The following is a 19,538-nucleotide window of genomic DNA, read 5'->3' on the forward strand; positions in this document are numbered from 1 at the left end:
GTTCACCTCACGAGAACGAGGACGACGGCGAGAACGGTGAAGGCGGCCACCGCCTGGGCCAGGTACTGGTGCAGCTGCCCGGTCTGCGGCCGGCGCGCCCAGCGGCCCAGCGTCCGGGCCCCGTGCGCCACCCCCGCGACGGCGCCGTCGAGGTGGAACTCCGGACGCCTGTCGGTCCACCGGGCCAGCGTCACCGCGCCGCGCGCGGCGCCGCGGGCGGCCCGGGCCGGCACCCGGTCGTCGAAGGCGGCCAGCGCGCGGGCGAGCCGCAGCACGGGCCGGACGAGCAGCAGCCGGGCCGCCGCCTCCAGGCCCAGCCAGTCGCGCAACCAGGGCGGGGAGACGGCGGCCAGCCGCTCACCGCGGATCCCGAAGGCGGCCACGACGGCCACCGCCAGGGCCCCGGACAGGGCGAACTCCCAGGCCTGCGGGCCGCTTCCGGAGCCGCCGACGACGCGGGCGACGGCGTACCGCACGGGCGGGAACGCCAGGACGGTGAGGGCGAGGCAGGCCAGCGACAGCAGGAGCAGCGGCAGCCGCACGGGGTACGGCAGCGGGTGCCGGGCTCCGTCGGCGGGCTGCAGCACGAACCAGAGCGCCTTGCCGCTGTACGCCGCGGACAGGACCGCCCCGGCCAGGCCCACCGCGTAGAGGGCGGTGCTGTCCTGCCGGGCTCCCGTGAGCAGGACGTCCTTGGCGGCCCACAGCGCCAGCGGCGGCACCCCGGCGAGGGTGAGCGCGGCGGCGGTGAACGCGAGCGCGGCGGTGCGGTAGCGGCGGGCCCGGCCGCGCAGCACGTGCAGCGACCTGGTGCCCAGCGCGGTGAGCCAGACACCGGCCACCAGGAACGCCAGGCTCTTCGCGGCCGCGTGTGCGACGAGCTGCAGGGTGCCTCCGGTGCGCGAGCCGACGCCCGCGGCCAGCACCATGAAGCCGATCTGGGCGCAGCTGGAACCGGCGAGCAGCTGTTTGAGATCGGTCTGCGCGACGGCGACCAGGCCGAAGGCGACCGCGGTCAGCGCGCCCGCCCAGGCGACGGCGGGGCCGCCCCAGCCGGACGCCCGCAGCAGCGGTTCCAGCCGCAGCAGCAGATATGCCCCGGCCACCACCATCGCCGCGGAGTGCAGCAGGGCGGAGACCGGGCTGGGTCCCTGCATGGCGCGGGAGAGCCAGAAACCGAAGGGCAGTTGCGCCGACTTGCCGAGGGCGGCGGTGACCACGCCCGCCGTGATGAGCGCCCGCCAGGGCTCCGCGGCGTCGGGAGTCGCGTCCAGGCGCAGTGAGCCGGCCCCGGCCGGACCGCTCGCCAGGGCGGCGCCCGCCGCGAGGTACAGGCCGAGGTCGGCGGCGCGGGTGGTGAGGAAGGCGGTGGTCGCGGCGCGGACGCGGTCGGGATCGTGCCACCAGTAGCCGATCAGGGCCCAGGAGGTGGCGCCCATGACCTCCCACGCCATCAGCAGCACCGGCAGGGTCGTCGCCGTGACGGTGGCCAGCATGGCGCCGGCGAACAGCAGCATCAGGCCGTGGAACCGGGCGCGTGCCTCCCGGGGCCCGAGATCCGCCGTGCTGAAGACCAGCACGGCCACGGTGACCGCGGCGACGGTGACCGCGGTGAGTCCGGCGAGCCCGTCGACGCCGAATCCGGCCGGGGCGCCGTCCAGCAGCGGCGCCCCCGCCCGCGGGTGGACGTATGCGGCGGCGACGGCGAGGCCGAGGGTGGCGACGGAGGCGGTGACGGCGACCGCAGGTGCACACCGGTCGGCGGGCCGGCCCGTGACGGCCAGCGCGGTGCCGGCCGTCAGCGGCAGCGCGAGCAGCGCCCACAGCAGCGCGCTCACTCCTTCAGCTCCGCCGCCATGTCGGTCATGTCGACCTCCCGGGCCCGGAACAGCGCGGTGACCACGGCGAAGCCGACGGCCATCTCCACCGCCATCACGGTGACCGCCAGGACGATCAGCACCTGTCCCTCGGTGGCGGCCGGGGCGATGTGGTGCCGGACGGCGGCGGCCGCGGTGATGATCCCGCCGAGCATCAGCTCCAGGCCCATCATCAGCATCACCACGGACTGCTGGGTGAGGGCGCCGTACAGTCCGATGCTGAACAGCGCGGCGGCCAGCAGCAGGAGAACTTCGAGATTCACCTGGTGAGGCCTCCGCGGACCGGGTCGTCGGCGCGGCGGGCGGCCAGGTCGTCGCCGAACCGGTCGTAGCGGCCGCGGCGGGTGGCCAGGACGACGCTCGCGACGATGGTGGCGAACAGGGCGAGGCCGAGGACCATCATGGTGAGCATGTGCGGACCCATCAGGGACCGGCCGAGCTCCCGGGTGGGGTCGCCGGGCGGGGCGCCGCGCCGGGACGGCCACGGGGCGAGCAGGGTGCCGGCGGCGAGGGCGGCGAAGACCGCGGTGCACAGGACGGCCGCGCCGCGCCTGTTGTGCAGCATCGACATCGGCGTCAGCCCGGCCGGGTTCGCCATGAACATCACCATGAACACGGCCATCAGGGCCATCTCGATGGTCATCATCAGCACGATCACGACCCCGAGGTAGTCCAGCCCCAGCAGCAGCACCTCCACGCCCACGCACAGCAGCGCGGTCAGCAGCGCGTAGGTGGCCCGCGGCATGGAGTCGAACCGGAACACCATCACCGCCGCCGCCACGGCGATCAGGGCGGGCACCCAGAAGACGACTGCATCGGGCATCGGCAGCGGGCCTCGCTCTCATCGGTCGAGCACGACGACGGCGACGAACAGCGCCTGAAGCAGCGTCAGCGGCACCAGCACCATCCACGCCGGTTCCATCCAGCGTTCCATCCGCACCGCCGGCAGTGCCCGGCGCGCGGCCACCAGCAGGCCGAGGACGGCCGCGGTCTTCAGCAGGGTCCATGCCCAGGCGGGCAGCAGCGGCCCGTGCCCGCCGCCGAGGAACAGCGGCACGCTGAATCCGGCCGTCACCACCAACAGCATCCACCTCCCGCCCAGGAACAGCAGCCGGTCCACACCGCCGAGTTCGGCGGCCGCGCCCCCGGCCGTGTCCCGGCCCAGCGGGTGCCCGAAAGGACCCCAGAAGGACATGGCGAGCGCGCTCAGCAGGTAGGCGGCGAAGGCGGCGGGCATCCACACGGCGAACCACAGCCCCGACTGGGCCGCGACGACGTCCCCAACCCGCAGGGACCCGGCGCCGAGGGCGGCGGTGGTGAGGGCGAACATGTGCGGCAGTTCGTACGCCAGCCCCTGGGCGAGGAACCGGTATCCGCCGATCAGCGGCAGCGCGGAGTCCGTCCCCCAGCCGGCCAGCCACACCGCCGCCCAGGCCAGCGCCTCCATCGCGTTGAACCACACGATGCCGACGGCCGGATCGGTCACCGAGGCGAAGCCCCACGGCAGCACGGCTCCGGCGAGCACGGCGGCCACCGGTACCAGCACCGCCCCGAGCCGGGTGAGCAGCATGTCCGCGGCCGGGGTCCGCCGTGGCTGCTGCACCAGCAGCCGCAGCGCCTCGTGCAGCGGCGCTGCCGCGCGGCCGGCTGCGTCCCGTACCCCGGCCGCCCGGCCGCGCTCGGCCGCCGACGAGAGCACGGCGTCGAACCCGGCGGTGCAGGTGGCGGCCGCGAGCAGGGCGAGCGGCAGGACGGCGGCCGCCCACAGCGGCGCGGCCTCACCCACGGGCCGCCGCCGGTACCGGTGCGGGCGCCAGTTCGTCGAGGTCGGGGTCCAGGCTCGCGACGACGATCCGGGCACCGGCGAACTCGGCGCCGGCGAGGAGCTCGGGGAGTACGTCCAGCAGCGCCCGGGACGGCGGTCGGTCCGGGTCGAGCACTCCGCGCGGGCCGGCGGGCCCGGTGTCCGTGCGGCGCCGGGGGCGGGGGCGGGGGTCGTCGAGTGCGGCGGCGGAGCGCTCGATCTCGTCGAGCCAGACGAGCAGCCGGTCGTGGGCGTCCCCGTCCGCCGTCAGCGCCGGTCCGGTCACCCCGGCCGCGCGGGCCCGCCGGGCCGGCAGCGGGCCCAGTCCGGCGAGCCCCCAGCGCAGGGTCCTGGAGCGTGCCACCCGGCGCGTCGTCGCCAGCAGTTCGCCGCGGACCGGCCCGCCCGGCAGTCCGGACAGCACCGCGTCCCGCAGCCGCCGGCAGCGGGCGGCGGTGTCGTCCCAGCCGGTGACGGCGAGCAGCCGTCCGACGCTGTCCAGATGGGCGGCGCAGCGGCGGCGCGCCAGGTCGCCGCCGGTGACGGGCCGGTCCCCGTGTGCCGCGCGCAGCCAGGGTTCGTCCCAGAAGGGCATCCGGTCGGACGGCAGCGCGGGGCGGTCCGTGGCGCAGGCGGTGTCCGCCCGGACCGCCTGGACGATGTCTCCCTGGAGGGTGAGGCGGAGCAGCAGCCCGGCCGGCCAGTCGGCCAGGGCCGGTCCCAGCACGAGGTGCAGCCGGTCCAGCCGGAGCCCGTCGCGGTCGTCGCCCCGCTGCGCCGTCGACAGCCCGGCCGCGCCGGAGGCGGCGGGCGCGGCGGTCTCCGGCGGGTGCCGGTAGGCGGGTCCGGCTTCGAGCAGGGCGCGCCCCGTGTCGAGGAGCTGGGCCGCTCGGTCCGCCGAGGGTACGACGATCCGCGCGGCGGGCCGCGGCATCGCCGCCGCGATGCGGTCCAGCCAGTCGAGGTCCCCGGCCGCCGGGACGCCGCAGACGACGAGGAGATCGGCGTCGGCGGGGGTGACCGTCGCGGTCAGGCCGCGGCGGCGGAGCTCGGCCTCGGCCGCGAGCCGCACCGCGGTCGCGCCGGGCAGCGCCACCGGGAACACCCGGGGGCGGCGCGCGGCCCGCCGGCGGAGCAGAGTTCTCACGTCCACCGCAGCGCCCCCTCCCGCCATGCGTAGGTGACGCCCGCGAACAGGACGGCGAGGAAGAGGAACATCTCGACCACGGCACCGGTCCCGATCTCCGACACCACGGTCACCCACGGGTACATGAAGAGCATCTCCATGTCGAAGGCGAGGAACATCATGGTGACCGCGTACCAGCGCACATGAAACCGGGAGAACGCGTGCTCGCCCGGCGGGAGTCCGCCCGAGAACGGCCCGGTGACGAGCGGCTCGCGGTCGGCGGCCAGATACCGGCCCAGCCCGTACAGCAGGGCGATGCCCGCGCCGACGACACCGAGCAGCACCGGGACCGGCTGCCATGCGTCCATGTCCGGGCCCTCCGTTCCGCTCGTGTCCCCCCCCCATCGTGGGGGCGCGGGCGGCCCGGATCGCGGAGGCACGGCCGTAGGGAGGTCCAGCGGGAGGACCCGGCGGGGTCAGGGCCGGTGCAGCCGACCCAGCTCCGCCAGCGTCCGCGCGGCGGCGGAGGCCAGCAGGGGGCGGTCGCGGACGAAGCGGCGGGCCGCCCTGGCCGGCTCCCGGCTCAGCAGATGGAGCGCGCCGCCCGGCCCCGGCCGCACCACCGCCCCCTCGTACACCTGCAGCTGCCGGGTTCTGAGCGTGTCCTTGTAACGGGCCGGGCCGCTGCCCAGGTCGACCAGGCGGATCCCGTCGGCCGCGGCGGCCTCCAGCATCCGCAGCTGCAGGACCGACCCGGGCGAGTACCTGCCGTGGTCGGGGTCGTACGCCGGGAACCACCAGGACAGCACCGTGCGCGAGCGCAGGCCGAAGTGGGCGGCCACGGGCCGGCCGGCGGCGTACAGCACGGAGAGCACGCCCCGGCACTCCGGTTCGCCGCCGTCCGCGAGCAGTCCGACCAGGCCGGTGATCCAGTCCTGGGCGAACCGGTCGCGTCGGCCCGTCCGCCGGTACTGGGCGGACTTCCAGCGCATCAGGGCCCGCAGGGCGTGCGGGTCCTTGGCGTCGAACACGAACCGCACCTCGCCGACCTGGCGGGCGAGTCTGCGCTCCTTGGCGAGGGTCTGCCTCAGGAAGCCGGCCGAGCGGGCCCGCAGCCGTTCGCGGTAGCGGGCGAAGCCCTCGTCGAGGTCGACGACCGGGGAGGCCAGCCGTTCGGCCGCGTGCGGGGTGAACGGCTGCTGGCCGTCCTCCAGGTTGTCGAACTCCCAGGACGACAGTCCGCAGGCGCGCAGCAGCCGGCGGGCGTCCGGCCGGATCCCGGGGCGCAGCACGGCCCCCTGGCTGTCGGAGACCCCGAGTCCGATCGCCCGGCCCCGGTCCAGCGGCCCCTTCTCGTGAGGGAAGTAGCCGACGGCGGTGCCGTCCTGGAGCAGCACCGCCACCCGCGCGCCGGGCCTGACCCGGCCCACGGCCACGGTGAACGCGGGGTCGAGGAAGGGGTTCGCCGGTGCCGCCGACTCGGTGCGGATCTCCCGCCACGTCTTGTGGTCGGCCGGGGTGAGGCGGTCCGGCCGCACAACGACGATGCGCCTGTCCTGCATGAGATGCCTCCTGTGTCCTGCTCCCGTGTCGTGGACATCCGGAACTCCTGGCACATGAGGGCCTGCTCGTCGCCGTGGACCGGCACGGGGACCGGGCCGGTCCCCCGCACACGCCCGGCCGCGCCTTCCAGTAGGCCGAGCCCGTGCGGGGCCGTCAAGCCCCCGTCAGGCGGTCCGGCCGGCGGCACGGTCCAGGACGTCGGTGACCTGGTCGCGGACGACGTCGCGGGCAGGGGCGGGCAGGGCGCCGAGGGGCGTGTCCGCCAGGGCCGCGAGCGCCGGTCCGGCGCCGGTGTCGCACGGGACGCTCTCGCTGAGCACCTCGTATCCGTCGCGTACGGCGACGCGCAGCCGGCCGGGGGCCCCGGCGTCGCCGTGCACCGCGGCGGCGGCCACCAGCGGCGGGGGTCCCCCGGCGTCACCGGGCAGCTTGCGGTAGCCGCTGGCCAGGGGGGCGCGCCAGCGCAGGCTCAGCAGGAGCTGACGCTTCGCCAGGACTTCGGCGAGGTCGGTCTCGTAGGTGCCACCGGACTCCAGCACCGTCCCGCGGGCGTCCAGGACGAGGGCCGCGGGCAGCAGGCAGCGCAGGGTGCTGCCGACGAGGTTGCCGCCGACCGTGGCGGTGCGGCGGACGGCTCCGGTGCCGACCGTGGACGCGGCCCGCTGCAGCGCCTCCGGTACCCGGTCGTCGACGCGGTGCAGGACCACGGCCGCGCCGAGCTCCTCGCGTCCGATCGCGTTGGCCTCGGGCAGTTCGCGCAGCGACATGGCGTGCTCGGGGAACCCGTCCCGCTGCCAGGCGGCCCACACGAGCGTGGCACCGCCGATCGGCACCGCCCCTTCGGCGATGTACTCCTGCGCTTCGGACACGGACGTGGGCAGACGCAACAGCACGGCAGCCGACCTGCCTTCCTGGGAGTCGGTGGCGGGGAGCGTGGTGTTTCAGCCACATGATCTCTGGCATGGCGCATTCTGCCGAGGTCTGCGGGGGCGCGTACAGGGCTCATGCCCGGACCCTGTGCGCCCCTCGTTCACGGGGGGGTCACCACGCGCGCACGACCGGCGTTGCACCGGCGGGGATCACGGCCGGCGCGCCGCCGCGTCCTTCGACAGCTGGACCGCCGACGCCAGGCTGAGCCCGGGGGCGGCCTCCCGCAGCACCTTGACCGCGGCGACGGAGTCGGCGGGGCCCTCGTGACCGGCCGCGGCGAGCCGTTCGTGGACCCAGCGGGCGCGCAGGTCGGCGTCGGAGGCGGCGGCCGCCTGCTCGACGAGGGCGGCGGCACGCTCCAGGCCGGGCCGTTCGTCGGCGGTGGCCTCGGCGAGCGCCCAGCGCACGGTGGCGGCGATGACGTCCGCGTCGCGCAGGACGAGAACGTTGAGTTCCGGTTGCTTGCTCCATCCGAACATCCGGCCATGATCGGCGCCGTACACCGCGCCCATCAAGGGACTTGAGGGGGTTCTGAGGGTGCCGGGCGACCGCCGGCGGCAACCGCGGTGGCGTCCGGCTGCGGGACGGTGGCCGGGACCCGCCGTCCCTGGGGCTGCCGGTGCTCCGCCGCGTTCTTCGCCGCGGACGCGGGCCTGGGCTGCCGAGTGGTGCCGGTCCTGCCCGACCGCGGGCCCGCAGTCGGGCGAGCCGGGGCCCGGGGCGCCGCGGCGGCCGTGGGCCACCCCGGCGGCACGAGTCCGAGTGGCCCGTGCCGCCGCGCGTGCCACGGGGATCGGCGCGACGATCGGTGAATGGCTGCCGTCCTGCCGGTCCTCTTCGCGCTGATCGCCGCGTTCAGCAATGCGCTGGCCACCGTGCTGCAGCGGCGGGCCGCTCTGACCGTGCCGCAGTCCCAGGGGTTCCGCCCCTCCCTCGTGCTGGATCTGCTGCGCCGGCCGGTCTGGCTGGCGGGGATGCTGGCCGTCGTCGTCGCCGGGGTGGGGCAGGCGGCGGCCCTGGCGACCGGACCGCTGGCGCTGGTCCAGCCGCTGTTCGTGCTGGAGCTGCCGCTGGCGCTGCTGCTGGCCTCGCTGCTGGCCGGGGGCCGGCTGCCGTCCGGTGTGTGGGCGGCCGTGGCAGGGGTGGTGTGCGGGCTCGGTCTCGCGCTGGTGGCGGCAGCACCGAGCGGCGAGGACATCCATGTGCCGCCCGACCGCTGGGCCCCGGTGCTGGCCGCCTGTGTCGGGGCGGTGCTGCTGCTCGCCGCGGCCGGGCTGCGGCGCCCGGTCGGCATGGCGCGCGCCGGCTGTCTGGGCGCGGCGACGGCCGTGTCGTACGCGCTGACGGCCGCCCTGATGAAGGACTCCATGTACGTGCTGGACACGCGGGGGATCACCGGGTTCCTGACGGCGTGGCAGACCTATGGGTTCGCCGCGGCCGGAGTGGGGGCGGTGCTGCTGCTGGAGCATGCGATGCAGGGCGGTCCCCTGGTCGCCTCGCAGCCGGCGCTCACCCTCGGGGACGCGGCGGTCAGTCTCACGCTCGGAGTCCTGCTGTACCAGGAGGAGCTGCGCACCGGAGCGTGGTGGGTGCTGCCGCAGACGGTCGGGGTCGCCCTGGTCGTCGCGGGTGTTCTGGTGCTGGCCCGGCGCGGGGCGGAGCTGCGCCCCGACGGGTGACGCGGGCTCCCCCGGGCGCCCCGCGGGACCGGCCCGCGGAGCGCCCGGGGATCCGCTCACCGGCCGGCCAGCCACCGGTGGAGCGCCTCGTGGACACTGCCGGGCAGCCTGCTGAGCTGGTCCACGGCCTCCTGGTCCCCGGGCTCGGGGGCGATCCCGGCCGCCGTCAGTACGGCGTACAGGTCCAGTCGGCGCAGATCGACGGGGTCGATGCGCCAGGGCAGGCGGCTGTCCGGGGCGGGCGGCGGGAGCAGGAAGTCGCCCTGGGTGTCACGCATCCGCGTCGGGCCGTCTGCGGCGTGGGCGGGAATCGGCTGCATGGGGTTCTCCTTCACCCGGAGGTCGGCCGTCTCCGGCCGTTCTTGCCGGGTGGAGACTCCGGGGACCGGGCCGCGGTTGCGGCGCGGGGCACCGACCACCCGGTGGAGGCAATCGGCGTCTTGTCGCACCGACGGCACACGGGAGAGCGCCCCGTCCCGGCGGAGCGGGAACGGGGCGCTCGGCGGAGCGTCGGGCAAGCCTTGCACCTGCATCTCCCCGCAGGAAGCGGGGCGTCTTACCTTGGACCACCGACGCACGCTCACCGGCCCGCGAACGGGCGGCGCGCATCCGAGATGATCGTAGGACCGCACCGGCAGGCGGTGCGACCTGGTGTTACGCCGTACGAGTGGTGCGGTGCCGGACACGGTCGTAGCGTCGTAGCGAGTACGAACCGGCGAGGCAGCGTGTCGGGCCTTGCGAGAGTCGGCCGGGAGCAGACATGGGCACACACCCGATCAGGGCAGCAGTCATCCTCGGTGCCGCCGGCGCGCTGGCAGCGTCCCTGGGCACGGCGTCCGCCGCGCCGTCGGCGCAGACCGTGCCGCGCCAGCAGCCGCCGGACCCGGTGCTGGTCGACTGCGCCTGGCAGCCGGAGGTACGCCCCGAGGCGTTCCTGATCGCCTGCGGCGACGGCAACAGCCGGCTGGCGGCCCTGGACTGGGAGCGCTGGGACGCACAGGCGGCCGTGGCCCGCGGGGTCAACGTGGTCAACGACTGCGACCCCTACTGCGCGGCGGGCACCTTCCACGAGTACGACGTGATCGTGCGGCTCGACCGGCCCGACACCTGGGAGCGGGAACCGGACCTGGCGCACTTCACCCGGATGAGCCTGACCTACACCGACGCCCGGCCGGAGGGGTTCCCGAGCACGGTGGACTACCCCCTGTGGGACTGATCCCGGACCGCTGCCGGACCGAGGGACGGCCGGTGCGGCGGTGATCCCCGCGGTTCACTCCGGGAGCGCCAGCCGGCAGGTGTCGCCCGGCTGGATCCGGACCTCGCGGTCCGGCAGCCGGACGTCGATCGGCAGCCCGTTGGAGGAGGGCACGGCGATCTCCAGCCTCCCGTGCTCCAGGCGCAGCCGTACGCCCCAGTGGCCGTGGTAGCGCAGCGAGAAGCCGTACGACGACAGCTCCGGCAGCGGCACCGGGTTCAGCCACAGCGCGCCGGCCCGGGTCTCCAGCCCGGGCAGGCCCCGCTGGACCAGGTCGAGGGTGCCGGCCATGGCGCCGAGGTGGATGCCCTCGCCGGTGGTGCCGCCCTGCAGGTCGGCGACGTCGCCCTTGAGGGCCTCCTGGCAGAACGTCCAGGCCTCCGCGCGCCGGGCCCGGGCCAGGATCCAGCCGTGGACGAGTCCGCTGAGGGTGGAGCCGTGGCTGGTGCGGGCCAGGTAGTGGTCGACGGTGTTGCGCCAGGTCTCCTCGTCGAGCCGGTAGCCCAGCCGGCCGAAGAGCGACTGGAGTTCGGCCGGGGAGAACAGATAGCCCAGCATCAGCACATCGGCCTGTTTGGAGGCCTGGTAGCGGTTGACGGTGTCGCCCTCGGCCTCCAGGATCCGGTCCAGCCGGCGGATGTCGTCGTAGCGCCGGCGATAGTCCTCCCAGTCGAGCTCCGCCAGCTCGCCGTAGCCCTCGAACTGGCTGACCACGCCCCCGTGGAAGGGGACGTACAGGGTGCGGGAGACGTCCTCCCACTGCTGGAGCTCGCCGCCGTCCAGGTCGGTGCGCTCGACGAGTTCGCGGCGCCGCGGCTCGGGCAGGGTGCGCAGGACCTCCAGGGTGCGGGCGAGCACCCAGGCGGCGGTGACGTTGGTGTAGGCGTTGTCGTCGAGGCCGGGGGTGTCGGCGTCGGGGTAGGCCTCGTGGTACTCGTCGGGGCCGACGACACCGCGGATGCGGTGCCGGCCCAGGTGTTCGTCCCAGACGGCCGAGTCCGCCCAGAAACGGGCGATCTGCAGCAGCATCTCGGCACCCTTGGTGTGCAGGAACTCGGCGTCGCCGCTGGCCTCGCAGTACTGCCACACGTTGTAGGCGACGGCGGAGCCGACATGCCGCTGGAGATTGCTGTGGTCGGGCAGCCAGTGGCCCGAGCGGGGATTGAGGTGCAGCTGCTGGGTCTCCTCGCGGCCGTCGCTGCCGCTCTGCCACGGGTACAGCGCGCCGCGCCGGCCGATCGCACGGGCCGCGGCGCGGGCGCGTTCCAGACGGCGGTGGCGGTAGTGCAGCAGGGCCTGGGAGACCTCGGGGAAGTGCAGATTGAGGTAGGGCAGGACGAACAGTTCGTCCCAGAAGACATGGCCGCGGTAGGCCTCCCCGTGCAGTCCCCGGGCCGGGACCCCGACGTCCAGGTCGGCGGTGTGCGGGGAGAGCGTCTGCAGGACGTGGAAGAGGTGCAGGCGCAGGATGCGGCCCGCCTCTCCGGGCACCTCCAGCTGGGCGCGGCGCCACAGCTGGCCCCACGCGGTGCGGTGGGAGCGGAGCAGCGCGTCGAAGGGCGGGGCCGCGTCGACCCGGTCGACGGCGGCCTGGATCGGATCGCTGATCGCCGCGTCGCGGGAGGTGTGCAGGGCCACCGTCTTGTCGACCACCGCGGTGTGGGTGGGGTCGAGGCGCAGCCGGACGCGCTGGGTGGCGCGCAGGTGGTCGTGCTCGCAGTCGACCGGCGCGTCGGCGGTCAGCCGGGCCGCGAGGCCGACCCGGATGTCGGAGGTGGTGGTGCGGCAGCGCAGCCACACCGTGTCGGGCAGGTCGCAGCCGGTGTGCACATGGGTCAGATGGCGGCCCTCCAGCTCCCGGTAGCGCGGTACCCCGTCGTTGGTGACCCCGCCGTCCAGGGCCGCCTCCACCTCCAGGTCGAGGGTGCCGGACTCCACGGTGAACTCGGTGCGCAGGGCGGCCAGGTGGGGGTCGGCCATGTGCACCAGGCGCAGCTGGCGCACCGTGAGACCGCCGTGCTCGCCGAGCCCGTAGCGGGTGTGCCGCTCCAGCAGTCCGGACTCCAGGTGCAGGACCTGACGGTGGGCCAGCACGGGTGCGGTGTCCGGGGTGAGCCAGTCGCCGCCGGCGGGACGGAAGCGCAGCGGGAGCCAGTTGGGGAGATTGACCATGTCCTCGTTCTCCACCCGGCGTCCGGCGACCTCGGAGGTCAGCCGGTTGTAGCAGCCGGCCGCGTAGGTGCCCGGGTAGTGCACCTCGTCCGCGGTGCACTCGGGCAGTGCGCCACGGCTGGCGAAGTAGCCGTTGCCCAGGGTGCACAGCGACTCCCGCAGCCGCTGGGCCGCCGGGTCGTAGCCGTCGTAGTCCCAGGTCCAGGCTGCGGTGGTCGCGGAGGTGGTGGTCACGGCGCTGGTCTCCCTTCGCGCGGTGGTGGGGTCGCGGCGCGGCCCCGGGTCCGGCCGCCGGTCAGCCCGCCCAGGACCAGTCGGCGACCTCCGGCAGGTCGACGCCGTGCTCGCGGATGTGGGCGTGGTGCCGCAGCCGGGCGTCCGCCATCCGCTGCCGGACCGCGGCGGCGGGCACGGACAGTCCGGGTACCCGGTCGATGACGTCCATGACCAGCCGGTAGCGGTCCAGGTCGTTGCCGACCACCATGTCGAAGGGTGTGGTGGTGGTGCCGATCTCCTTGTAGCCGCGCACATGGAGATGGGGGTGACCGGTGCGGCGGTAGGCGAGCCGGTGGATCAGCCAGGGGTAACCGTGGTAGGCGAAGATCACCGGTTTCCCGGTGGTGAACAGCCCGTCGTACTCGAAGTCGGTCATGCCGTGCGGGTGCTCCGAGGGCGGCAGGAGCCGGGCGATGTCGACGACGTTGACCACGCGGACGGCGAGGTCCGGCAGATGGCGGCGGAGCAGCTGGGCGGCGGCCAGCACCTCCTGGGTGGGGACGTCGCCGGCGCAGGCCAGGACGGCGTCGGGTTCGCGGGTGCCGTCCTCGGTGCCGGCCCAGTCCCAGATGCCGGCGCCGCGGGCGCAGTGGGCGCGGGCCTGGTCCAGGGACAGCCAGTCGAAGCAGGGCTGCTTGCCGGCGACGATCACGTTGACGTGGTCGCGGCTGCGCAGCGCGTGGTCGGCGACGGAGAGCAGGGTGTTGGCGTCCGGCGGCAGATAGACCCGGACGGCCTCGGGGCTCTTGTTGAGGATGTGGTCGACGAAGCCGGGGTCCTGGTGGGAGAAGCCGTTGTGGTCCTGGCGCCACACGTGCGAGGTGAGCAGGTAGTTGAGGGAGGCGATCGGAGCCCGCCAGGACAGCCGGCGGCTCACGCGCAGCCATTTGACGTGCTGGTTGACCATCGAGTCGACGATGTGGACGAAGGCCTCGTAGCAGGAGAACAGGCCGTGCCGGCCGGTGAGGAGGTAGCCCTCCAGCCAGCCCTGGCAGGTGTGCTCGGAGAGGATCTCCATGACCCGGCCGTGCCGGTCGAGGTCCTCGTCGACGGGCAGGGTCCGCTCCTGCCAGGCCTTGCCGCTGGCCCCGTAGACGGCCTCGAGGCGGTTGGAGGCGGTCTCGTCGGGGCCGACGAGCCGGAAGTCCCGCCGGTCGGCGGTGGCGGCCATGACGTCGCGCAGCAGCTCGCCGAGGACCCGGGTGGGTTCGTGCGGCCCGGCGCCCGGCTTGTCGACGGGGACGGCGTACTTCTCCAGCGGTGGCAGGGGCAGGTCGCGCACCAGCAGCCCGCCGTTGGCGTAGGGGGTGGCGCCGAGGCGGCGGGCGCCGGCCGGGACGCAGTCCAGGACGGAGGGGCGGGGCGCGCCCGTGTCGTCGAACAGCTCCTCGGGCCGGTAGGAGCGCAGCCACCGCTCCAGCTGCCGCAGGTGCTCGGGGTCGTCGCGGACGCCGGACAGCGGGACCTGGTGGGAGCGCCAGGTGTCCGCGACGGGCAGGCCGTCCACCTCCGCCGGGCCGGTCCAGCCCTTGGGGGTGCGCAGCACGATCACCGGCCAGCGGGGCCGGTCGGTGGCGCCGTCCTCGCGGGCGGCCCGCTGGACGGCGGCGATGCGGTCCAGCGCGGTGTCCAGCGCCCGGGCCATCGCACGGTGCACGGCCGCGGGATCGTCGCCGGCGACGTGCAGCGGGTCGTGGCCCAGGCCGCGCAGGAGCTCGTCGAGTTCGGCCTCGGGCAGCCGGGCGAGCACGGCCGGATTGGCGATCTTGTAGCCGTTGAGGTGCAGGACCGGCAGGACCGCGCCGTCGTGCACGGGGTCGAGGAACTTGTTGGACTGCCAGGACGCGGCCAGCGGTCCGGTCTCCGCCTCGCCGTCGCCGATGACACAGGCGACCACCAGTCCGGGATGGTCGAAGGCGGCGCCGTAGGCGTGCGACAGCGCGTAGCCGAGCTCGCCGCCCTCGTGGACGGAGCCGGGCGTCTCCGGCGCGACATGGCTGGGCACCCCGCCGGGGAAGGAGAACTGCCGGAAGAGGCGGGCCATGCCGGCCGCGTCCCGGGTGACGTCCGGGTAGGTCTCGGTGTACGAGCCCTCCAGCCAGGCGTTGGCCAGGACGGCGGGGCCACCGTGGCCGGGGCCCCAGATGCACAGGGCGTCCAGGTCGCGGCGGCGGATCACCCGGTTGAGGTGGGTGTGGACGAGGTTGAGACCGGGCGAGGTGCCCCAGTGGCCGAGCAGCCTCGGCTTGATGTGCTCCGGGCGCAGCGGTTCGGTCAGCAGCGGGTTGGCCATCAGGTAGATCTGGCCGACGGAGAGGTAGTTCGCGGCGCGCCAGTGGGCGTCGAGCGCGGTGAGTTCCTCGTCCGGCAGCCCGGCGGGTCCCTGCTGCGTGTCGGCGGACATCCGGTGTCCTTTCCGGGTCGGGACGGCGGTCGGGCCGGTGAGGGCGGCCCGGTGCCGGTCCTCCTGTCGATCCCACCACCCTGTGCGCAACGCGCGGGTACCCGACAGGGCCGTTCGGGTCACGTCGGACGACGGCGCGAACGCCGTGTGCCGCCGGGCCGCGGGGTGCCGCGGCCGGGACCGTCAGATGCCGAACGGGGCGGCGTAGCGCACGGCACCGCGCGGCAGCGGGTGGCCCGGGTCGAGGGTGAGGGCCATGAGGGCCTCGTCCGGGACGTCGAGCGGCACGCTGATGCCGTGGTCGGCGGCGCGGGTGAAGCCGAACCGCGGGTAGTACTCGGGGTGCCCGAGGACGACGACGTGGTACTCGCCCTCGCGGCGGGCGGCGGCCAGCGCCGCCCGGATCGCCGCGGAGCCCGCCCCGCTGCGCCGCCGGTCCGGCAGCACGGCGCAGGGGGCCAGGCACAGGGCCGGGCTGTCGCCGATGTGGCAACGGGTGAGCAGGGCGTGGCCGACGGGCCGTCCGGTGTCGTCCGCGGCGACGACGGACAGGCCGTCGATCCACGCGGCCGGGTCGGTGCGCAGCGCGTCCACCAGGTCGGCCTCCTCCGCGGTGGGGAAGGCGGCGAGGAGGATCTCGCGGATCGCCGGGATGTCGGCGTCGGTCTCGGCGCGGGTCGTCCAGGTGAGGGACATGGGTGAGGGGGGTCCGTTTCTCGGTCGTGTCGGGTGCGCGGTCGTACCCGTCAGGGCCGTCGTGCCGGTCGGGGGCCGTCGTGCCCGTCAGAGCCCGTCCAGGGGTGACGGTACGCCGTCTGTTGCGGACGCGGGGTGCGGGACGGCAGGCTTCGGGGGTGGCCACTCTGCTGATCGTCCATCACACGCCGTCGCCGAACTGCCAGGCGATGCTCGAGGCCGTCGGGTCCGGAGCGAGCGCGCCGGAGATCGAGGGGGTGCGGGTGGTGCGGCGGGCCGCGCTGGCCGCCACCGTGCCCGACGTGCTGGAGGCGGACGCCTATGTGCTGGGCACCCCGGCGAACCTCGGCTACATGTCCGGTGCGCTCAAGCATTTCTTCGACCAGATGTACTACCCCTGTCTGGACGAGACGCGCGGCCGGCCCTTCGGCTACTACGTGCACGGCGGCAGCGACACGACGGGGGCCGTGCGCGGCATCGAGTCCGTCACGACCGGGCTGGGCTGGCGCCGGGAGGCACCGGCGGTGACGGTGACCGGGGAGCCGTCCAAGGCGGACCTCCAGGCGTGCTGGGAGCTGGGAGCGGCGCTGGCCGCCGGGCTGACGGAGTGAGGGCCGCCGGCGCCGGCCGAGCCGGTCAGAGGGGCGTGGCCGCGCGCAGTACCAGGAACATCGTGACCGCCGCGTTGGCCGAGGACATCGCCGACACCGCGGTTCCGGCGGCGGCCGCCCAGACCGCCAGGCCCACGGAGGTGAACACCGGCGGCCAGTCGCGCACCGCGGGGGCGGGGCCCAGCAGGGCCGCCACCCGGCGGGGCACCGGTCCGGGCGCGGCGAGGCCGGCCAGGGTGGCGGCCGGCGTCCCGCGGGAGACGAGGGCGGCCTTGCCGATGGCGTGCGCCACCGTCCGGCGGCAGCCGACCGTCCGCGCCGCCTCCTCGTCCGCCCACCGCTCCGCCGTGTAGGTCACGGCCGTCCGCAGCGGCCGCAGGAACGGGTTGGCCAGCGCAGCCAGCCGGACGGCGAGCAGGAAGCGGTGGTGCCGGGCCGCCAGATGGGCCCGCTCGTGCGCGAAGAGCGCCCGGCGTTCGGCGGGTGCGAGCCGCTCCAGCAGCGCCGTGGTCACCACCACGCGGCCACGGCGCCGGCCGGGCAGCGCGTACGCGTACGGCGCCTCGTCGGGCAGCACGGCCACCTCGGTGCCGGGCAGTGCGGCCAGTGCGCGATGGGCGCGGCGGCGTACCCGGCCGTGCCGCCACAGCTCGCGCGCCGAGGCGACGACCACCGCGCAGAGGGCGGGGATCGCCGCCTTGCCGACCACCTCGTCGTAGCGGACGGCCGCCCGTACCTCCGGGTCCGACCAGCCGTCGGGCAACGGGTTGCCGGGCAGCTGTGCGGTGCCGACGACCATCACCAGGGCCAGGCAGACCGTGCTGCACAGGGCCATCACCGCGGCCACCCCGGTGAGCAGCCGGGTGGCGGTCCGCGGGTGCAGATGCTGTTCGGCCAGCCGGGCGATGGGCCAGGCGGTCAGCGGGAGCACCAGCGGCAGGAAGACGAAGACGCCCACGCGGCCTCAGTCCTCGCCGGTGGCACGGGGGTGGCCCAGCAGCTCGCGCAGCAGCCGCTCGTCGTCCGCGCCCAGGCCGGTGACGAAGCTGGCGAGCACCGCCTCGCGGTCGCTCTCGGCGTCCAGCACCTTGCGCATCCTGCGGGCGGCGAGGCCGGCCTGGTCCGCGGCGGGCGTCCAGACGAAGAAGCGGCCGGCCCGCTCCCGGGTGACGGCGCCCTTGTCCAGCAGCCGGGTCAGGATGGTGATCACCGTGGTGTAGGCGAGGTCGCCGCCGAGGCGCTCCTGGACCCAGCCGGCCGGCACCGGGCCGTCCGCCTCGGCCAGCGCCGCCAGCACCAGTGCCTCCAGCTCGCCCTGGCCCCGCCGCCGCGGGCGCCGTTGGTCATCCGTCACGGCACCTCTCCCTTCGCTCCCCGCCGGGTTCCCCGGGGCCGACATCGTATAGACCGGCCCGGCGGGGACGGCGCCCCCGGTCAGCGGTCCGTGCCGCAGCAGCCTTCCCCGGCGGGGGCTTCGGCGGCGGGGACTCCGGCAGTGGTCCCGAGCCGGCAGAAACAGGACGAGGCGACCGGGACGTCCGCCAGTGCGGCGGCGATCTTCAGCTGGTGGGCCACGATCCGGGCCTCCCCCTCCTTGCCCAGGCGGCCCAGGCACTCGTGCAGCCCGTGCAGGGCCCAGACGTTGCCGGGGTGCTGCAGAGCGCGGGGCAGGGTGTCGTCGAGGCCGAGATCGGCCCGGTACACCGCCTCCGCCTCGGCGACGCGGCCCTGTTCCAGCAGCAGGGCGCCGTAGGCGTGCCGGGTGGGCTGCATCCATCCCCAGGGTTCGTCGTACGGGAGGTTGTCGTCCAGGTCGATCGACCGCTCCAGGGCGGCGAAGGCGGCGTCGTAGGAGCCCTTGCGGTACTCCAGTTCGCCGTCGAGCATCGCCGAGGCGATGGCGAGGATGTCGGCGCAGGTGTTGTTGAACAGCATGCGGGTGCCGGGCACCCGTTCGACGGCCTCGCGGAACAGCTGCCGCTCGGCCTCGGCCTCGGCGATCCTGCCGGTCGCGGACAGCGCGACGCCGCGGCCGTAGTGCAGCATCGCGGTGGTGACGCAGTACAGCCGCGGGTCGGCGGGCAGCGGCAGGCCGAGGATGTCCGCCCAGCGGCCGAACCGGATCAGCACGTGCACCCGCATGGCGACGAAGCTCTCCAGCCAGTCCGCCATGGGCGGGCTCTCCTGCCGCAGGAGCTCCTCGGGGATGGACGCCTCCAGCCGGTCGGCGGTGTCCAGGGCCACCTGGTACTGGCCGAGGAACATGGCGCCGTAGATCTTGAAGTGGTAGTTGTGCGACCGGTACAGCGTGTAGAAGTTCATCACGCCGGCCCGGGCTCGGTACTTCTCGTCGGCGGCGATCGCGGCGGTGTTGTCCGCCACGACGCGCCGGTAGTCGCCGCACAGCACCTCCAGGTGGGACGGCATGTGCTGCAGATGGCCGGCGTCCGGGACCAGGTCGCGCAGCCGGTCGGCCACGGTCAGGGCGGCCTCGGGGGTGCCCGACATCTCCATCAGGTGGATGTAGAGGTGCAGCACTCCCGGGTGGGCGCGGCCGTCCTCGGTGCCGAGGGCGCGGTCGAGGACCTCCTTCGCCTCCAGGGTGCGGGCGCCCTCGGCCGGGCGGCCGGTGCGCAGGTCCCACAGCTGCCAGGGCCTGATGTTCATCAGGGCGTCGGCGCGGAGCGCGGCGACGTCCAGATCGCCGGGGGCGAGCTCGTGCACGGCGCGCATCGCGTCCGCGTACGGCGGATTCCACACCGAGCAGTCCTCGGCGGCCCGCGGCTGCGGGTAGCGGGCGCGCAGTGCGCCGATCAGCGCGCGTTCGACGGGCGTGCCCCCGGCGGCCTTCTCGTGGGCCCGTTCGACGGCGGCGTGGGCGCGCTCGACGGTCTGCTCCAGCTCCTGGGCGTCGAAGTCCTCCCACTGCTTGTTGTAGTTCGGACCGAGGGCGTAGGCGATGCCCCAGTGGGCCATGGCGCAGTCGGGGTCCGCCGCCACGGCGGCCTCGAAGCAGGTGACGGCCTCCTCGTGGTTGAAGGCGTACGACCATCTGAGTCCTCGGTCGAACCATGTCTGGGCCTCGGCGGACGAGGTCGTCACGGGGCGGTGGTGGGTGCCGAGGTCGTAGTAGTCCATGGCTCGC

At 75.0% G+C, this 19,538-nt stretch carries 19 protein-coding genes; 3 read left to right on the plus strand and 16 right to left on the minus strand.

The genetic code is table 11. The annotated features are described in order from the left end of the window. Positions 1 to 2: 2 nt before the first annotated feature. The 9 genes from V5O46_RS08390 to V5O46_RS08430 form a co-directional block, all read right to left on the minus strand. Entirely contained in the window at positions 3 to 1,838 is a 1,836-nt protein-coding gene (locus V5O46_RS08390) for a proton-conducting transporter transmembrane domain-containing protein (protein WP_332883841.1), read from the minus strand. Continuing rightward, positions 1,835 to 2,140 carry an NADH-quinone oxidoreductase subunit NuoK gene (gene nuoK, locus V5O46_RS08395; protein WP_332883842.1) on the minus strand — a complete coding sequence of 102 codons (306 nt, stop codon included), beginning with the start codon at positions 2,138 to 2,140 and terminating at the stop codon, positions 1,835 to 1,837. Before nuoK ends, V5O46_RS08390 begins: the two co-directional genes overlap by 4 nt. After that, positions 2,137 to 2,700 carry an NADH-quinone oxidoreductase subunit J gene (locus V5O46_RS08400; protein WP_332883843.1) on the minus strand — a complete coding sequence of 188 codons (564 nt, stop codon included), beginning with the start codon at positions 2,698 to 2,700 and terminating at the stop codon, positions 2,137 to 2,139. The genes nuoK and V5O46_RS08400 overlap by 4 nt, the downstream gene beginning before the upstream one ends. An 18-nt stretch (positions 2,701 to 2,718) precedes the next feature. Beyond that, positions 2,719 to 3,663, minus strand: a complete 945-nt coding sequence (locus V5O46_RS08405) for a complex I subunit 1 family protein (RefSeq protein WP_332883844.1) — start codon at positions 3,661 to 3,663, stop codon at positions 2,719 to 2,721. Beyond that, complete coding sequence (locus tag V5O46_RS08410) at positions 3,656 to 4,834, minus strand: hypothetical protein (RefSeq protein ID WP_332883845.1); 1,179 nt, start codon at positions 4,832 to 4,834, stop codon at positions 3,656 to 3,658. The genes V5O46_RS08405 and V5O46_RS08410 overlap by 8 nt, the downstream gene beginning before the upstream one ends. Continuing rightward, entirely contained in the window at positions 4,825 to 5,175 is a 351-nt protein-coding gene (locus V5O46_RS08415; protein WP_332883846.1) for an NADH-quinone oxidoreductase subunit A, read from the minus strand. Before V5O46_RS08415 ends, V5O46_RS08410 begins: the two co-directional genes overlap by 10 nt. Before the next feature lie 108 nt (positions 5,176 to 5,283). Further along, a complete protein-coding gene (locus tag V5O46_RS08420) occupies positions 5,284 to 6,369 on the minus strand; it encodes a GNAT family N-acetyltransferase (protein WP_332883847.1) in 1,086 nt (361 codons plus the stop codon). A gap of 165 nt (positions 6,370 to 6,534) precedes the next feature. Beyond that, entirely contained in the window at positions 6,535 to 7,263 is a 729-nt protein-coding gene (locus tag V5O46_RS08425; RefSeq protein ID WP_332883848.1) for an FAD binding domain-containing protein, read from the minus strand. Positions 7,264 to 7,449: 186 nt separating this feature from the next. Further along, positions 7,450 to 7,779 (minus strand): hypothetical protein, encoded by a 330-nt coding sequence (locus tag V5O46_RS08430; RefSeq protein ID WP_332883849.1) that lies wholly within the window; start codon positions 7,777 to 7,779, stop codon positions 7,450 to 7,452. 333 nt (positions 7,780 to 8,112) lie between these two features. Between V5O46_RS08430 and V5O46_RS08435 the strand changes: the two genes are divergently transcribed. Further along, positions 8,113 to 8,979: a DMT family transporter gene (locus tag V5O46_RS08435; RefSeq protein WP_332883850.1), complete on the plus strand. Its 867-nt coding sequence runs from the start codon at positions 8,113 to 8,115 to the stop codon at positions 8,977 to 8,979. A gap of 56 nt (positions 8,980 to 9,035) precedes the next feature. Here V5O46_RS08435 and V5O46_RS08440 read toward each other — a convergent pair whose 3' ends face one another. Further along, the gene (locus tag V5O46_RS08440) at positions 9,036 to 9,299 is read right to left on the minus strand and encodes a hypothetical protein (protein ID WP_332883851.1); all 264 of its coding nucleotides are present in this window, start codon (positions 9,297 to 9,299) and stop codon (positions 9,036 to 9,038) included. Between the two features lie 440 nt (positions 9,300 to 9,739). On the opposite strand from V5O46_RS08440, the gene V5O46_RS08445 reads away from it, so the two are divergent. Further along, the gene (locus V5O46_RS08445; RefSeq protein ID WP_332883852.1) at positions 9,740 to 10,195 is read left to right on the plus strand and encodes a hypothetical protein; all 456 of its coding nucleotides are present in this window, start codon (positions 9,740 to 9,742) and stop codon (positions 10,193 to 10,195) included. 54 nt (positions 10,196 to 10,249) lie between these two features. On the opposite strand, the gene V5O46_RS08450 is transcribed toward V5O46_RS08445, so the two are convergent. The 3 genes from V5O46_RS08450 to V5O46_RS08460 form a co-directional block, all read right to left on the minus strand. After that, complete coding sequence (locus tag V5O46_RS08450; RefSeq protein ID WP_332883853.1) at positions 10,250 to 12,640, minus strand: glycoside hydrolase family 65 protein; 2,391 nt, start codon at positions 12,638 to 12,640, stop codon at positions 10,250 to 10,252. A 61-nt stretch (positions 12,641 to 12,701) separates the two neighbouring features. After that, the gene (locus V5O46_RS08455) at positions 12,702 to 15,086 is read right to left on the minus strand and encodes a phosphoketolase family protein (RefSeq protein WP_332883854.1); all 2,385 of its coding nucleotides are present in this window, start codon (positions 15,084 to 15,086) and stop codon (positions 12,702 to 12,704) included. A gap of 183 nt (positions 15,087 to 15,269) precedes the next feature. Beyond that, complete coding sequence (locus tag V5O46_RS08460; protein ID WP_332883855.1) at positions 15,270 to 15,782, minus strand: GNAT family N-acetyltransferase; 513 nt, start codon at positions 15,780 to 15,782, stop codon at positions 15,270 to 15,272. 158 nt (positions 15,783 to 15,940) lie between these two features. On the opposite strand from V5O46_RS08460, the gene V5O46_RS08465 reads away from it, so the two are divergent. Further along, positions 15,941 to 16,393, plus strand: a complete 453-nt coding sequence (locus V5O46_RS08465; RefSeq protein ID WP_332883856.1) for a flavodoxin family protein — start codon at positions 15,941 to 15,943, stop codon at positions 16,391 to 16,393. 25 nt (positions 16,394 to 16,418) lie between these two features. Here V5O46_RS08465 and V5O46_RS08470 read toward each other — a convergent pair whose 3' ends face one another. From V5O46_RS08470 to V5O46_RS08480, 3 genes are read right to left on the minus strand one after another with little or no spacing between them, the layout of a single operon-like run. Continuing rightward, the gene (locus tag V5O46_RS08470) at positions 16,419 to 17,351 is read right to left on the minus strand and encodes a M56 family metallopeptidase (protein ID WP_332883857.1); all 933 of its coding nucleotides are present in this window, start codon (positions 17,349 to 17,351) and stop codon (positions 16,419 to 16,421) included. Positions 17,352 to 17,357: 6 nt separating this feature from the next. Continuing rightward, on the minus strand, positions 17,358 to 17,792 hold the full coding sequence (locus V5O46_RS08475) for a BlaI/MecI/CopY family transcriptional regulator (protein ID WP_408648944.1): 435 nt from the start codon (positions 17,790 to 17,792) through the stop codon (positions 17,358 to 17,360). Positions 17,793 to 17,827: 35 nt separating this feature from the next. Further along, entirely contained in the window at positions 17,828 to 19,531 is a 1,704-nt protein-coding gene (locus V5O46_RS08480) for a tetratricopeptide repeat protein (RefSeq protein ID WP_332883859.1), read from the minus strand. Positions 19,532 to 19,538 lie beyond the last annotated feature (7 nt).

This window comes from Streptomyces poriticola (genome assembly GCF_036689765.1).
Lineage (GTDB): Bacteria > Actinomycetota > Actinomycetes > Streptomycetales > Streptomycetaceae > Streptomyces > Streptomyces poriticola.

Coding starts and splice junctions, on each gene's coding strand:
- V5O46_RS08400 (WP_332883843.1), bottom strand. CDS start 2,700: ATGCCCGATGCAGTCGTCTTCTGGGTGCCCGCCCTGATCGCCGTGGCG.
- V5O46_RS08415 (WP_332883846.1), bottom strand. CDS start 5,175: ATGGACGCATGGCAGCCGGTCCCGGTGCTGCTCGGTGTCGTCGGCGCG.
- V5O46_RS08420 (WP_332883847.1), bottom strand. CDS start 6,369: ATGCAGGACAGGCGCATCGTCGTTGTGCGGCCGGACCGCCTCACCCCG.
- V5O46_RS08430 (WP_332883849.1), bottom strand. CDS start 7,779: ATGTTCGGATGGAGCAAGCAACCGGAACTCAACGTTCTCGTCCTGCGC.
- V5O46_RS08435 (WP_332883850.1), top strand. CDS start 8,113: ATGGCTGCCGTCCTGCCGGTCCTCTTCGCGCTGATCGCCGCGTTCAGC.
- V5O46_RS08440 (WP_332883851.1), bottom strand. CDS start 9,299: ATGCAGCCGATTCCCGCCCACGCCGCAGACGGCCCGACGCGGATGCGT.
- V5O46_RS08445 (WP_332883852.1), top strand. CDS start 9,740: ATGGGCACACACCCGATCAGGGCAGCAGTCATCCTCGGTGCCGCCGGC.
- V5O46_RS08455 (WP_332883854.1), bottom strand. CDS start 15,086: ATGTCCGCCGACACGCAGCAGGGACCCGCCGGGCTGCCGGACGAGGAA.
- V5O46_RS08460 (WP_332883855.1), bottom strand. CDS start 15,782: ATGTCCCTCACCTGGACGACCCGCGCCGAGACCGACGCCGACATCCCG.
- V5O46_RS08475 (WP_408648944.1), bottom strand. CDS start 17,792: ATGTCGGCCCCGGGGAACCCGGCGGGGAGCGAAGGGAGAGGTGCCGTG.
- V5O46_RS08480 (WP_332883859.1), bottom strand. CDS start 19,531: ATGGACTACTACGACCTCGGCACCCACCACCGCCCCGTGACGACCTCG.